A 13990-nucleotide genomic window follows, 5' to 3' on the forward strand; every position below is an offset into this window, starting at 1 on the left:
CTCGAAGAAACCTGCCATGCTGACCTCCATGATACGGTTTTCCTATCATTTCGAAGGCTTCAGGCGTAGGTTCCTTCAATATTGTACCTACCACTACTTCGGAGATGTCAAAATGCGTTCGCCCTGTAGGTTAAGCGCCATGTAAGCATTCTGTAATCTCGATCGGGTATATTGTGTGAGAGACAGGCAGATACCTGTCGAAATCGGATCCAGGAGGGGAAACAGATGCGTGCCAAGGCAAAGCCAATCGTGACTGTGCTGTTGTTCTCGGCGATTCTTGCTCTGACAGGATGCGCAAAGCCACCTGCAAAGAGTACAGGACCCAGTGCCAAGATGGTTCAGATCAAGGGGTCCGATACGATGGTGAATCTCGGCCAGGCATGGGCCGAGGCATACATGAACGCCAATCCCGGATCGAATGTGGCGGTGACCGGCGGCGGCTCGGGGACGGGCATAGCGGCGATGATAGACGGAACCACGGACATCGCCGAATGCTCGCGGCCGATGAAGGATGAAGAGATCGCATTGGCCAAGGAGCGCGGCGTTGATCCCATCGAGCATGAGGTTGCACTCGATGCTCTAAGCATCATCGTCCACCCCGCGAATCCGGTAAGCAAGTTGACCATTGAGCAGCTCTCGGACATCTTCACCGGAGAGATCACCAACTGGAAACAGGTAGGCGGCCGCGATGAGAAGATCGTGATTCTCTCCCGCGATAAGAGCAGTGGAAGTCATGTGTTCTTCCTCGAGCACGTCGTCAGAAAGGGCCATGACAAAGGTCCAGAGGAATATGCCAAAACAGCGCTCATGATGCCTTCATCCGAGGCGGTTGCGGCCCAGGTGGCAACCGACACGGCCGACATCGGCTACGTGGGGCTCGGGTACGTTGATCCCAAGAAACACAAAGCGGTGGCGGTCGCCAAGACCGTGGCGGGGCCGTTTGTTATGCCCAGCGTCGGCGCTGCCATAGACCGCACCTATCCGATCTCCCGCCCGCTATACTGGTATACCGACGGACAGCCCGAAGGCGAGATCAATAACCTGCTGGAGTTCGCGCTGAGCGAAGATGGTCAGAAGATAGTGGACAAGCTCGGGTTCGCGCCGATCAGGAAGATCTGACGTGAAGAAGGTGCTCTTCGTCTGCGTTCACAACTCGGGCCGCAGCCAGATGGCGGAGGCGTTCACGAGAAGACTCGGCAACGGTGTCATCGAGGCCGAGTCCGCCGGCACGCTGCCAGGAGACAGTTTGAACCCGGCGGTCGTACAGGCTATGCGGGAGATTGGATACGATATGAGCGGTCACCACCCCAAGGTCATGACCGACGAGATGGCTGATTCCGCCGATCTGGTGATCACTATGGGCTGCGGAGTGAGCCTCGAGGATGCCGCTGAGGGCGCGGTCTGCCCGGCAGCGCTTGTCCCCAGCGAGGACTGGGCGCTAGACGATCCCAACGGGCAGCCCATCGAGAAAGTGCGGGAGATCCGCGACGAGGTCGCGTCACGAGTCGAAGAACTGGTAGAACGCTTCAAGACCTCTGACCAAGTGAGTCAAGGAGAGCCGTCCTGATGCAGACTCCAGATTCAGCCAGGAGGAGTCTTGCCCGTATCCGCGAGTGGGCGATGGAGAGGATCATTCTCTTGTGCGGCGCGATGACGATCACGATCGTCGTGCTCATCTTCGCGTTTCTCCTGAGGGACGGGCTTCCGACGTTTCGCCATGTAACGGTTCCGGACTTTCTTCTCGGCAGAGACTGGTATCCGCTCTCGGACAAGTTCCAGATTCTGCCGCTCATACTCGGATCGCTCCTGGTAACGGCAGGGGCGATACTGATCGCCGTTCCCATAGGGATTGCGTCGGCGGTCTACCTCGCCGAGGTCGCCCCGCTACGCGTTCGAGAGGTTCTCAAGCCTACAGTCGAGGTGTTGGCGGGGATACCGTCCGTGGTCATCGGGTTTATCGGGATGGTCGTCCTCGGGCCGTACATCAAGAGCATCTTCGACCTTCCGACCGGCCTAACCGCCCTGACCGGCTCCGTGATGCTGGCGTTCATGGCGATGCCCACGATCATATCCATCTCCGAGGACGCGATCGTCGCCGTGCCCAGGGACTACGGGGCGGGTGCGCTCGCTCTGGGCGCGACTCCGTGGCAGGCCATATCCGGCGTGACGGTGCCGGCTGCGAAGAGCGGCATCATCGCCGCCGTCATGCTCGGAATAGGCCGTGCGATCGGAGAGACCATGACCGTGCTGATGGTCACCGGCAACGCCGCTGTGATCCCGCATTCGTTCCTTCAGCCGGTCCGGACAATGACGGCCACGATAGCCGCCGAGATGGGCGAGGTTGCACAGGGGACGCCGCACTATTACTCGCTGTTCGCCATCGGAATCGTGCTATTCGGCATGACATTCCTGATCAACCTGACTGCCGATCTCGCGCTTCAGAGATCGGGACGGAGTAGTTAGCAGATGCGGAAGCAGAGGCTCGTGTTCGCGCTGCTAAGTATGTCCACGGTCTTCGTGGTGGCCCCGGTACTGGCAGTGGTCTACTTGCTACTCTCGCGCGGGCTTCCGGCGATCAACTGGACGTTCATCTCGCAACCCCCGATTAACATGATGAGGGAAGGCGGCATCTTCCCGGCTATCGTCGGGACCGTATACCTCATCATCGGCACTATCATCTTCGCCCTGCCGATGGGAGTGCTCTCGGCCATATACCTCTCGGAATATGCGAGACCGGGAAAGTTCACGAGGCTTATTCGGCTCTCAATAGTGAACCTCGCGGGAGTCCCTTCGGTGGTCTACGGCCTCTTCGGGCTGGGGTTATTCGTGATGCTGTTCCATTTCGGCGCGTCACTGCTGTCAGGGTCACTGACGCTCGCGATCCTGACGCTGCCCGTGGTCATCACCGCGTCGGAGGAGGCACTGTCGTCGGTGCCGCAGTCGTTTCGGGAGGCCAGCCTGGCCCTCGGCGCAACTAAGTGGCAGACGACCGTGAGGGTGGTCCTGCCGAACGCCGTGTCAGGGATCATCACGGGGCTGATTCTCGGGGTGGGCCGAGCGGCGGGGGAGACCGCGCCCATTCTGTTCACGGTCGCAGCGTTCTACCAGCGGGACCTGCCGCGTTCGATCTACGATCAGGCGATGGCGCTTCCTTACCATCTCTACGTGATCTCGACCCAGGTCCCGAACGCTTCACCAAAGATCCAGTGGGGAACGGCGCTCGTGCTGCTCACACTGGTCCTGGGCATGAACCTGGTGGCGGCGTCACTCAGAACCAGATATCGGAGGGCGAGGAAGTGGTAAGCACGCTCGGCAGAGAAGAGGCAGCAATGGAAGTGACGACTGACGCGGAGCGGGAGAGCGCGATCTCCGTCCGCGATCTCAACGTCTGGTACGCCGATACCCACGCGCTCAAGCACGTCAGCATTGAGATACCGCTGCGTGAAATCACCGCTCTCATCGGACCCTCCGGGTGCGGCAAGTCTACTTTCCTGCGCGCGATCAACCGGATGAACGACCTGATCCCATGCGTCAGGACGACAGGCGAGATATTCATAGAGGGCCGCGATGTCAACTCGGCCGGCACAGACGTGGTGCAGCTTCGCAAAGACATCGGGATGGTATTCCAGCGTCCGAACCCATTCCCGAAGCCGATCTTCGACAACGTGGCTTACGGGCCGAGAGTTCACGGCATAACGGACCGCGGCGCTCTTCGCGAGATCGTCGAGAAGAGCCTGAAGCGGGCCGCGATCTGGGATGAGGTCAAGGACGCCCTGCACAAGTCGGCCTTCGATCTATCCGGCGGACAGCAGCAGAGGCTGTGCATCGCCCGGGCGCTGGCCGTCGAGCCGGAGATCATGCTGATGGACGAGCCCGCATCGGCGCTCGATCCGATCTCGACCCTCAAGATAGAGGAGTTGATGCACGACTTGAGCAAGGAGATCACCATAGTCATCGTCACGCACAACATGCAGCAGGCCGCGCGGGTCTCCGCATGCACGGGCTTCTTCCTCCTCGGGGAGTTGATTGAGTTCGACAGATCGAATAAGATGTTCACGACGCCGTCGGACAAGCGGACAGAGGACTACATCACCGGACGATTCGGCTAGGACGGAGGATTGATGGATACCGGACATACGAGAAGAAACTTCGACGAAGAGCTGCAGGAGATGAAACAGGATATCCTGAAGATGGGGAGCGTCGTCGAGGATATGCTGTCGGGGTCGGTCAAGGCTCTGCGCGAACGGAATACGGCGCTGGCGGAAGAGATCATTGCCAGGGATGACATCGTCGATGAGTACAACCTTACAATCGAGCAACGATGTCTGGACCTCCTTGCGCTTCAGCAGCCGATGGCCCGGGACCTGCGAACCATCGCCGCCGGACTCTACATCATCAAGGACGTCGAGCGGATGGGCGACTACGCCCTGGACATTGCCAAGGCAGCGAAGAAGCTCGCGCCGATGGAGCCGATCACTCCGCTGGTGAAGATACCTCGAATGGCCCAGATCGTGCAGAATATGCTGCACGGATCGCTTCAGGGATTCGTCAACCGTAACGTGGACACCCTCTCCGAAGTCGCCCGCGAGGACGATGAAGTCGATGCCCTGTACCGGGAGGTCCGCGATACGATGATCGTCATGATAGAGGAGAAGCCCGAGGTCGCCCTCCGCGCGGTGGAACTGATCCTCGTCGCCCGTTATCTGGAGAGAATCGCGGACCACATCACCAACGTCGGCGAGCGGATTGCCTACATGGAGACCGGCGAGTTCCGCGAACTGCACTAGCCCTCATAGAGAAGCCACGGCGCTGGGACGCTCAGGGAGGACAGTCGGCCCCTCACGCGGAAGGTTGAGGAGCGAATACCTTCAGAGGAGCTGACCATGAAGATCATTCTGCCTCTCCTCGTCCTCGCCGTCGCATCAGTCCCATGCTGGGCGATCAACGGCCTGTGGGTGCACCCAGAGAACGTGGTTGACAAGGCCACGGCGGATAGGATGCTCGACCAGGCGCAGCGGTCGGGCATAGACAACATCTACGTCCTCATCTTCTACCGCCAGCAGGCGTGGTTTCGGACCGAGTTCTGTCCGATGTCTCCCCAAGTGAAGGACGGCTTCGACCCGCTGGGCTACTGCATCACGGCCGGCCACAAGCGCGGCATGAAGGTCCATGCCTGGTACGTCAACGGCGAGCCGGGCGGCGATGACAAGGGCTACTTCATGACGAAGCATTCCGACTGGATGGCCACGGACGCGCAGGGGAACTTGGTGAGCTGGTTCGACTTCACGAACCCGGATGTCCGCCGCTTCCAACGCGACCTGATGGTCTCCGCGGTGAAGAACTATCCCCAGCTCGACGGCATTCACTTCGACTACATCCGCTATCCGGCTGTCTCACTCGGATACGGCAAGTCGGCCACCGAGAACTTCCGCAAAGAGACCGGCGAGGAGTTGATCACCCCACCGACCTGGACGAAGTTCCCGATCAGGATAGATGTGAGCGCGAACGCACTGCACGGCGTCACCACGGCAGAGACACTCGCCAAGTTCGGGACCGGGATACCGGCGATCGTCGAGAACCGGCTCGGGAATGGGCGAGCGCTCTTCTTCAACTGGCATGCCGAACAGAGCATCGCGCCCGTGCTCGATTCCTTCCTGGCATCGAGGCTGAAGGCATACGGATCGGAGACGAAGACCGTCCGGCTGCTTGTGTCGGAGCTGAACGAGAAGCGCTACGGCGACCGACTGCGGAGCGGGGCCGCCGAGTGGCTCGCCCGTATCGGCGTCAAGGCCATGGAGTCGAAGCTCGATCAGTGTGCGGCGAATGACATTCTGGTAGTGCCTTGCGTATACCTGTGGAGTGCCGAGGAAGCGTCCGCCCTGCGCAAGTTGGTCGACGCCGGTATGAACGTGGTGTGGATCGACGGACTGGCGGAGGGGAAGCCCGATCTGCTCGCGATCCTCGGCATGGATCGGCCGCATGGGTATTTCTACTCGAGGCTGACGATCAACCCCGTAACCGATGACCCCACGAGGCCGATGTCCGCCGATTCCAAGGCAGTCGAGGAGATGGAGAAGCAGGACCTCGCGTGGCGGCAGTGGCCGATGGACAAGGTGACCGATGTGGTGCGGGACGTCTACCGTTCGGCGAAGAAGGTCCGCCACTCGGTAGTAGTGTCCGCCGCGGTGTTCTATACGAAGGCATCGGGGGAGAGCGTCCTCCAGGAATGGCCTCGGTGGATTCGAGAAGGGATCATTGATTACGTGATCCCGATGGCGTATGTAGACGATCCGGCGCTCTCGGCCGCGTTCGATGAATGGACGAAGATCCCGGGCTGGAAGAGCAAGATCATTCCGGGACTCTCGATCTACAGGATGGTCGAGGGCAAGCCCGCCCCCAGGACGGCAGAGGTTGTGCAGCGCCAGATCGAGATGTGCGCTAAGCGAGGGTCGAACGGGCAGGTATACTTCTGCTGCCACTACATCAGCCCGGAGCTCGAACTAGTGCTGAGATCAGGGAAGTAGGCGTTTGGGAAGCGCAATGAAACGATGGCTGATCGGTTTGTGCCTGATGGGATTGATGGTCCCATGCCACGCGACGACTTACGCCACGTGGATCATGATATGGTACGGCCACGACCAGGCGTGGTGGAGCGAGAAGAACCCGGATGCGACTCGCAACCTCGTCAATGGCAAGTGGAAGACGCTCGACTGGTCGGATGAGAGTCAGTACGGCGCTCATCTCGACGGGATAAAGGCAGCGGGCGTCACCGTCGTGATCGCAGACCTGACGAACGGTTGGGGATGGCTGGACGGCCGCTCTCGACTCATCCAGAGGCTCTGCGCCGAGCGGGGCATGAAGTTCTGCGTCGCGGAGAACAGCGGTGGGAATACGGCTTCCTTCGAGAGCCATGCCGCGGACATCTGGAAGAACTTCGCCGGACCGGATGCGCCCCACCCCGAGACCTACTTCCAGTACCGGGGCAAGCCGTTGATCGTCTGCTATGCGGTCCGGGATTGGTACCGGGCTTACCTCGAGATGGCCCCTCGATACACGCCCAGAGGCGCACCAGGGGTAGTCGGGAAAGAGGAGACCTCGCGGTTCAGCCTGGTGTGGGCCTCCGGGGAGGATTCGTGCATCAACAAGTGGGGCTGGCAGCTCGAGCCGTGGATGGGAAGCATCCCGTCCGACGATTCGATGTACGTGACATCGGCGGTCCGGTGGAATCCCGCCGACGGAGTGATGTGGCGGAAGTCCATCGCCTGGCTCGACTACAACTTCGCTCTGGCAAGGAAGAGCAACCCGGACTACGTAATCGTCGGCTCGTACGACGATCCCACGGAGCGCAACCAGTGGTGCATCTCGGAAACATCTCACTGTGAACTCGGGCGGCAGATCCGCGACAAAACCGGCGCGCTGAATCCCCGTGCACTCTACGATAGGGTCAGGGAGTGGACATCGAGGAAGGTGTCGGTAGTTCCGGGAGGACTGCTTCGCGACGGAGCGTACCGGATCATCAGCCGCTCGGGTGGGCATCTCGGCATCGAGAAGGGAAAGGAGGGAGCACCGGGGGCACTACTGGTCAAACGCTCGACGGAACGGGCACCGAACGGATTGTTCTGGCTCTATCACGTGGGAAAGAACCGATACCGAATCATTGCGGTCCAGAGCGGACTAGCGATCGAGGCATCGGACGCAGGCATCGTCCAGAACTGGGACAGCACGGACTTCCGCCAGCGGTGGGCAATCTCACGTGAGAAAGACGGGTTCTTTCGCGTCAGCAACGAATCCACCGGCTGGACGGATGAGTGGGACCTTCGACCTTCGCTGGTGCTATAGTCGCTTCACCTCATCGTAACCAGAGAGCCGAGCATCCATGCGGGAGGGTCGGGAATCCTCGCCGGCTTTGACTCGGACGGCATGGCCACCGAGATGAAGTAGCTGCGGCCCTTGTGGAACACGCCGATGTTCCATGTCATCACACCCGTGTCCTTGTCCCAGTCGGCGATCTGCACGGCCTCGGCCATCCCGAACTTGACGCGTGCGCTCTGGGCGGAAGGACTGTCCTTCAGCATCTTGGCGGCGAAGTTGTTCAGCACGGTATCGGCGGTCTTGCTCCCGTTATCCGTGAAGTCGCGCGCGCAGATGACGGCCATCCCCTCATCCGACGGGAAGAGCGTATCGTAGCCGGCGTCCTTCTCATCAAAGAACTGCTTGGCGAATACCTTCCAGCCTGGGGAAACCTTGAACTTGTAGTCGCCCGAAGGATGAGTGTACCACTGCTCAGGCGACTTGGGCTTGTCCGGCTTGGTTGGCGGCGGCGTCTCTTTTGTCACAGGTATCTTCACGACTTCTCCGGGTCCCGGCGGGACGTTGTCCATACCCGGCGGTTCAGGTTCGGGCTGAGGCTCCTCGGCCACAAGCGTCGCATCGGCCTTCCCGGGAGAGGAGTCGGAGGCGATCGGCTCCCATACGTAGCGGAAGTCCACCTCTACGGTCATCGGGCTGCTGAGGGTCTTGAACCGGACGATCAGCTTGTCTCCGGGACGTCCTTCGGGTATCGGCATCTGAATCGTCTTGCTCTCGGTGGACTTGGTCTGGTCGAGAGAGGCTGATCCCCCGGACGAGTCCTTGCCTCCCGACGTAGGGTGATCGAACAACCCGAAGCTCACGTGTCCGGTAGGGGGCTCTACCCAGGCTTCCAGCGTGGTCCAAGGTCCGCCCATATCACCGTCCTGCGTCACGGTGATCGTCACCGGCACCTTCGTGTCGGGAGTCAGCGTCGTCCCGGGGTGCGTCCATGTGTGCACACGATGCCACTTCACTATCCTGGGCGGCCTACCGTCAATGTTCTGCTGCGCACTGATCTCGGCGGTAGTGTCATCCACGGCCGCATCGCCCGTGATGTTCTGGTTGCTGAGGAAGTCGTCGAACTTCTTACCCTTCACGACGCCGTCGAGCCGCCATGCCCCTTTGGGCGTCTTGGGAGCCGCGGCGGACGACGCACCGGGCGCGCTCGTCGCAGGCGGGGCAGGCACCGACGCCTTACCCGATCCGGTCACGTCCACGTAGTAGACCGCCTTCGACGAGAGATAGAACGGCGGCTTCTGCACACCATCCACCATCCGGGGATCGGGCTCGTACTGCACTGAGATGTGATAGCGCCTGACACCTCGGAAGCTCGACAACTTGTTTCGAACGAGCGTGACCCGAATCGTGCCGGTCCGCTTGAACCCGGCGAGGTCTATCTTTCCGGAAGCCCCGCTCCGCTTGATCGGCTTGCCGTCAACCGACAGCTCGATGGTCGTGTCTGCGTCGGCGTTGTCAAGCGCTATCAGTACCTTCCCGTGGTTGAGCGAATCACTGCGCTCCTTGATCCTGTAGTTCTCCATCACGCGCACATCGAAACCGAAACGGAGCAGGTCGCCGCTGATGTTCTTGCCCTCATTCAGATGCCCGACGATGACGGCGCTCTTCATCGGATCGGGGTTCATCACCCACTCCGGGACCTTGATCGGCTTGCCGTCGGCCGCCTTCAACCCGCCGTCCATATAGAACTTGATGATCTCCTCGACGAAGCCGATATGAACCCCGCATATCTGCTCATAGTCCTGTCGGAAATTCAGAGGAAGGGGAGCGACGTTCTTACCGGCCTGCTCCCAGGCGCGGCAGTAGGCGTCGTGCGCCTTGGCCCAACAGAAGTTCTCCACAGCGTAGCTGAGCGACTCGCCGCGCGCAGAGTACTGCTTCATCTGCTCGTATGCGTCTCGCGCGTGTTTCTCGAATCCCACGGCCGCGCCGCCGGTGAGGGCCGACCTATCATGAAGCAACAGGTCGAGCCACTCCACGGTGTACTCTGCGAGGCCCTCCATGTAGATATGCTCTTCGTTCCTGTTATCTCCGGGCTTGGCGTAGATCATCCACGGCGAGCGGGGAATCGCCACGGGTCTCCCGCTCCGCTCACTCGCAAGGACGATGACGTGCTGGAACTCGTGAAAGCACGTATCCGGGTGGCCGTCTATGTAAGCATCCGACGCGCCCTGGGGGAATATGATCTCCGCCGTGTCTTCCATCGTGCTGGGAGCGCCGACGGTCGCGAATGTGATCGTGGTGGTTCCCGTGCCGGTCGGCGGGGCAAGGAGCGTCTTGAAGAAGCCGCTCCAGTCGCCGAGGTTCACGATCTTGGGGGTGGCCTTCCCGATGGCCGTGTCATCCAGGACCTGCTGGTAGTGCCTGATCTTGCCCATGAACCACTGCTGGAGACGCGTTTGGCAGTCGGAATCTCTCTGCCGCCGATCAGGTAGCAGGGCGTCCACCTTCACCTGCCCCCAAGGGCTCGGCGGGGCGGCGGCCCCGAAGCAGAGTGCCGAAGCGAAACAGGCGAGAAAGACCGAGGTGACGGCGGTTGCGCGAAGTCTGAACTGCATGGGTGCTTCCTCCACGGATAGTCGGCGACTGTCGCCCTTCATGGTTATTCCATACGAAGAGGCCGAGTTACCTGCTTCTCGAAATCAAGGGCGCGAGAACTGCAGGAATACACCGGCACGGCAAGTAAGAGTGAGTGGAGATAAGGAGGCACACATGAAGCGCACATTCACGCGCCTGATGTTCGCGGCGGTCCTTGCCCTGGCACTGACTTCCCCGAATATCGGCCAGGACAAGTCAAACGGCGCGACGGCCGTTCCCGACCACGTCACGCTCACATGGACGGGCGACCCGGCAACGAGTATGACGATCACCTGGAGAACCGATCCTTCCGTGACGACGGGGCTCGTCCAGCTCCAGGTGGGATCGAGAGCGACGCAGGCTAACGCTACCGCCGCGGACTTCGATACCGACCTCGGAAAGTGCAGGCTATTCACTGCGGCACTAACCGGCCTGTCCGCGAGCACGAGATACTCATACCGAGTCGGGGACGGCGAGCATTGGAGCCCGTTCCGCCGTTTCACTACTGCGGCACCGAAACCGCGGGCGTTCAAGTTCCTCGTGTTCGGCGACAGCCAGAGCAGTACCTCCGGCGACAATCCGTATGGGCAGTGGCGGACGACCGTGCAGAACGCTTACAGGGCGAACCCGACCGCGAAGTTCATGGTGAACGTCGGCGACCTCGTCAACACCGGCCAGAGCGCCGAACATTGGAACTGCTGGTTCGCGGCTGCGACCGGAGTGATCGACGCGATCCCTGAGATGCCTGTCCTCGGAAACCATGAGTACGCCGGCGGGGGCGGACCTTCGTACGCGACCAGGCAGTTCCCCGTCCCGCAGAACGGTCCCGAGGGGCTGAAGAGCCGGGTTTACTCATACGACTACGGGCAGGCGCACTTCGTGGTGCTGGACACCGAGAAGGCCAAGGGTGACAGCCTGGATGCGACTCGGAAGTGGCTCGACTCCGACCTGTCGGCCTCCAAAGCAATCTGGAAGATCGCTTTCTTTCACAAGGCTCCCTGGGAGGTGAAGGACGGGCGCACGAACGAGGAACTGAGAGGGGCCTTCTCGCCCACGCTCGAACAGCACGGGGTTGACCTCGTGTTCAACGGCCACGATCACGGAATCGGACGTACCTGGCCGCTCCGGAATGGGATGAGGATGGAGAAGCCGTCCCAAGGGACGGTCTACTTCGTCACCGGACGAAGCGGCGAGAAGACCTACAAGAACCTCAGCAAGCGGGAATGGAACTCATTCTTCTTCAATCCGCTCGATCAGCCGAACTATCTCGTCGTCCGCGTCGCGAGCGACAGGCTCACGGTCACAACCGTCAAACAAGACGGGACGCTGATAGACGACTTCTGCATTGACAAGACGAATGACACGACCTCCGACCACCTGTCCTCGGGCGAGACAGACTAGAACAGCCGCGCTGGCCCTGATGCTGTGCATCGCCGCAGAGGCACAAGCCATGCTCAAGACGGAAGACATCGGGATTCGAGATCCTTTCGTCCTTCCTGTAGCGGAGGAAGGAAGATACTATTTGTACGGCACCACGCGCGCCATGCCGGACGGACAAGGCGGTCCGTGCTTCGAGGCATACACGAGCAGCGACTTGAAGGAGTGGGAAGGGCCGATCAGGGTCTTCGGGGCGAGCATGGGTTTCTGGGGAACGAAGACCTACTGGGCGCCGGAGGTCCACCGATACCGGGGTAAGTACCATCTATTCGGCACCTTCAGCTCCGATACGAGACGGCGAGCCTGCCACATACTCGTCTCGGACGGCCCCCGAGGCCCGTTCAAGCCTCTGACGAACCGGCCTATCACCCCGCACGGATGGCAGTGCCTCGACGGGACGCTCTTCGTGGACGACGACGGCAAACCGTGGATCCTCTTCTGCCGCGAGTGGGAGCAGGTCGGTGACGGTGAGATCTGCGCCCTGCGGCTGACCGACGGCCTGAAATATCCGCTCGGCAAACCGATCGTGCTCTTCCGGGCTTCGGAAGCTCAGTGGGTGAACAGAGGGGCGACATACGTTACCGACGGCCCGTTCCTGCATCGAGCGAATGAAGGAAGGCTCCTCATGCTCTGGTCGAGCTTCGGCATAGGCGGGTACACGCAAGGCGTGGCGCGCTCGGAATCCGGGCAGATCACCGGGCCGTGGAGACAGGAGGCGGACCCTCTCTTCGCAGAGGACGGCGGACACGGCATGGTCTTCCGCACCTTCGAAGGTGAACTGATGCTTGTTCTACACGCCCCAAACGGGGGACCGACGCGACCGAGGTTCATCTCCGTTCGCGAGACAGAGAACGGACTGGCGGCCGAATAGGATCGTCCACGCCGTCGTCTACCGATCGAAGCTAGGGACCTTCATCTGCTTGCCGCCCTCGACAGCCGACTTGTGCGCGATGGTCCCCGGCACGGTGTACGCCAGCGCCTCGTGGATGTCAATCGCAGGCTTCCGGTCGTTCACCAGCGCGTCTATGAACTCGTGCGTCAGGAACGGCTCGGCGCCCTCATGTCCGCCACCGACGCGCATCGGCTCGGGTAGAAGCTGTTCCGCCCAGTTCGGCACGGCATACGGCTCGAATGTCGCCTGCTGAACATCGTACCCCGCGCCATCCTTTGCGAACTCGTGCGTCGCCCTCCGGATGACCGGCCCGACGCCGTTCGGGTCCGGCTCGAAGAGGCTCATCCTGCTGCCATACCACTGCGCCCGTTCGCACCCTCCGAACGCGCCTCGCCAGTTGATCGAGACGCGGAAGGCGTTGCCTCGGTCGGTCTTGAAGAGCGCGGTTTCGTTCCAGAACCGGTTCTCGTACGGATTGCCGTCCATGATCGGGTCGCCGTCGCCCCAGCCGATGCATGAGACTTCCGTCAGCCGCTCACCGGTCAGCCCGACCAGGAACGAAGTGCAGTGGGTCGGGTAGAGCATCGGCGGGTAGGCCCAGCGCCAAGTGTGCCCGCGCTGTTCGTCCGTCCAGAGCACGTACTCCATCCCCGCATGGTGGTACTCGGCCTCTGTGTAGTAGATGTCTCCGAACTTGCCCTCTGCATAGAGCTTGCGGGCCGAGATGAAGACGGGATGATAGTAGCTGGTCTCGGCCATCATGTAGGTGAGGCCGGTCTTCTTCTGGGCGGCGAGCAGCTCCTCGGCCTGATCGAGAGAGATGCAGGCGGGAACGGCCGAAATCACGTGCTTGCCGGCGTTCATGCATGCGACGGCGTGCTTCACGTGGTCCGGCGCGCCGGTGAAGACCGCGACTGCATCAACGTCCTTGTCCTTGATCAGCTCTTCCAGGGAGCTGTAGGGCTTGTTGCAACGGTAGACGTCCTGGAGATGCTTGCGCCTGTCCTCCCTGAGATCGCTCACCGCCTCGACGACACAGTTCGGGTCGAGATGCCAGTGGAACGCGGCCCCGAATCCGCCGCCGACCACGCCGATCCTGATCTTCTTGTCCATGCGTCTCTCCTCCTCCGCGCCGACCAACTCAGTCGCCAGAGCGACTCCCGCGAGTGCGATTCCACTCCGCCTCAGAAACTCCCTTCTTGTATGCATGTCTTA

Annotated in this window: 12 protein-coding genes; 10 read left to right on the plus strand and 2 right to left on the minus strand. The window is 61.1% G+C overall.

The genetic code is table 11. The annotated features are described in order from the left end of the window. The first annotated feature begins 225 nt into the window (after window positions 1-225). From KBC96_04280 to KBC96_04315, 8 genes are all read left to right on the plus strand, one after another. Window positions 226-1119: a phosphate ABC transporter substrate-binding protein gene (locus tag KBC96_04280; protein MBP6963607.1), complete on the plus strand. Its 894-nt coding sequence runs from the start codon at window positions 226-228 to the stop codon at window positions 1117-1119. A gap of 10 nt (window positions 1120-1129) precedes the next feature. Further along, the gene (locus KBC96_04285; GenBank protein ID MBP6963608.1) at window positions 1130-1567 is read left to right on the plus strand and encodes an arsenate reductase ArsC; all 438 of its coding nucleotides are present in this window, start codon (window positions 1130-1132) and stop codon (window positions 1565-1567) included. After that, window positions 1567-2463 carry a phosphate ABC transporter permease subunit PstC gene (gene pstC / locus KBC96_04290; GenBank protein MBP6963609.1) on the plus strand — a complete coding sequence of 299 codons (897 nt, stop codon included), beginning with the start codon at window positions 1567-1569 and terminating at the stop codon, window positions 2461-2463. Before KBC96_04285 ends, pstC begins: the two co-directional genes overlap by 1 nt. A 3-nt stretch (window positions 2464-2466) precedes the next feature. Next, window positions 2467-3303, plus strand: a complete 837-nt coding sequence (gene pstA, locus KBC96_04295) for a phosphate ABC transporter permease PstA (protein MBP6963610.1) — start codon at window positions 2467-2469, stop codon at window positions 3301-3303. Window positions 3304-3329: 26 nt separating this feature from the next. Continuing rightward, window positions 3330-4109, plus strand: a complete 780-nt coding sequence (gene pstB, locus KBC96_04300) for a phosphate ABC transporter ATP-binding protein (GenBank protein MBP6963611.1) — start codon at window positions 3330-3332, stop codon at window positions 4107-4109. A gap of 12 nt (window positions 4110-4121) precedes the next feature. Then, a complete protein-coding gene (gene phoU, locus KBC96_04305) occupies window positions 4122-4787 on the plus strand; it encodes a phosphate signaling complex protein PhoU (GenBank protein ID MBP6963612.1) in 666 nt (221 codons plus the stop codon). A 96-nt stretch (window positions 4788-4883) separates the two neighbouring features. Next, the gene (locus tag KBC96_04310) at window positions 4884-6524 is read left to right on the plus strand and encodes a family 10 glycosylhydrolase (protein MBP6963613.1); all 1641 of its coding nucleotides are present in this window, start codon (window positions 4884-4886) and stop codon (window positions 6522-6524) included. Between the two features lie 16 nt (window positions 6525-6540). Next, the gene (locus KBC96_04315) at window positions 6541-7839 is read left to right on the plus strand and encodes an RICIN domain-containing protein (protein ID MBP6963614.1); all 1299 of its coding nucleotides are present in this window, start codon (window positions 6541-6543) and stop codon (window positions 7837-7839) included. Between the two features lie 5 nt (window positions 7840-7844). On the opposite strand, the gene KBC96_04320 is transcribed toward KBC96_04315, so the two are convergent. Further along, the gene (locus tag KBC96_04320; GenBank protein ID MBP6963615.1) at window positions 7845-10427 is read right to left on the minus strand and encodes a hypothetical protein; all 2583 of its coding nucleotides are present in this window, start codon (window positions 10425-10427) and stop codon (window positions 7845-7847) included. 154 nt (window positions 10428-10581) lie between these two features. On the opposite strand from KBC96_04320, the gene KBC96_04325 reads away from it, so the two are divergent. After that, window positions 10582-11847, plus strand: a complete 1266-nt coding sequence (locus KBC96_04325; protein MBP6963616.1) for a metallophosphoesterase family protein — start codon at window positions 10582-10584, stop codon at window positions 11845-11847. Window positions 11848-11896: 49 nt separating this feature from the next. After that, window positions 11897-12754, plus strand: coding sequence for a family 43 glycosylhydrolase (locus KBC96_04330; GenBank protein ID MBP6963617.1), 858 nt, complete (start codon window positions 11897-11899; stop codon window positions 12752-12754). Window positions 12755-12772: 18 nt separating this feature from the next. On the opposite strand, the gene KBC96_04335 is transcribed toward KBC96_04330, so the two are convergent. After that, window positions 12773-13984, minus strand: a complete 1212-nt coding sequence (locus KBC96_04335; GenBank protein MBP6963618.1) for a Gfo/Idh/MocA family oxidoreductase — start codon at window positions 13982-13984, stop codon at window positions 12773-12775. Between the last annotated feature and the right edge of the window lie 6 nt (window positions 13985-13990).

It is taken from the genome of Armatimonadota bacterium (assembly GCA_017993055.1).
Classification (GTDB): domain Bacteria; phylum Armatimonadota; class UBA5829; order DTJY01; family DTJY01; genus JAGONM01.

Bases quoted from the DNA above. Each gene is read 5' to 3' on its own strand.
- KBC96_04280 (MBP6963607.1), top strand. From the start codon at position 226: ATGCGTGCCAAGGCAAAGCCAATCGTGACTGTGCTGTTGTTCTCGGCG.
- pstC (MBP6963609.1), top strand. From the start codon at position 1,567: ATGCAGACTCCAGATTCAGCCAGGAGGAGTCTTGCCCGTATCCGCGAG.
- pstA (MBP6963610.1), top strand. From the start codon at position 2,467: ATGCGGAAGCAGAGGCTCGTGTTCGCGCTGCTAAGTATGTCCACGGTC.
- pstB (MBP6963611.1), top strand. From the start codon at position 3,330: ATGGAAGTGACGACTGACGCGGAGCGGGAGAGCGCGATCTCCGTCCGC.
- phoU (MBP6963612.1), top strand. From the start codon at position 4,122: ATGGATACCGGACATACGAGAAGAAACTTCGACGAAGAGCTGCAGGAG.
- KBC96_04310 (MBP6963613.1), top strand. From the start codon at position 4,884: ATGAAGATCATTCTGCCTCTCCTCGTCCTCGCCGTCGCATCAGTCCCA.
- KBC96_04315 (MBP6963614.1), top strand. From the start codon at position 6,541: ATGAAACGATGGCTGATCGGTTTGTGCCTGATGGGATTGATGGTCCCA.
- KBC96_04320 (MBP6963615.1), bottom strand. From the start codon at position 10,427: ATGCAGTTCAGACTTCGCGCAACCGCCGTCACCTCGGTCTTTCTCGCC.
- KBC96_04325 (MBP6963616.1), top strand. From the start codon at position 10,582: ATGAAGCGCACATTCACGCGCCTGATGTTCGCGGCGGTCCTTGCCCTG.
- KBC96_04330 (MBP6963617.1), top strand. From the start codon at position 11,897: ATGCTCAAGACGGAAGACATCGGGATTCGAGATCCTTTCGTCCTTCCT.
- KBC96_04335 (MBP6963618.1), bottom strand. From the start codon at position 13,984: ATGCATACAAGAAGGGAGTTTCTGAGGCGGAGTGGAATCGCACTCGCG.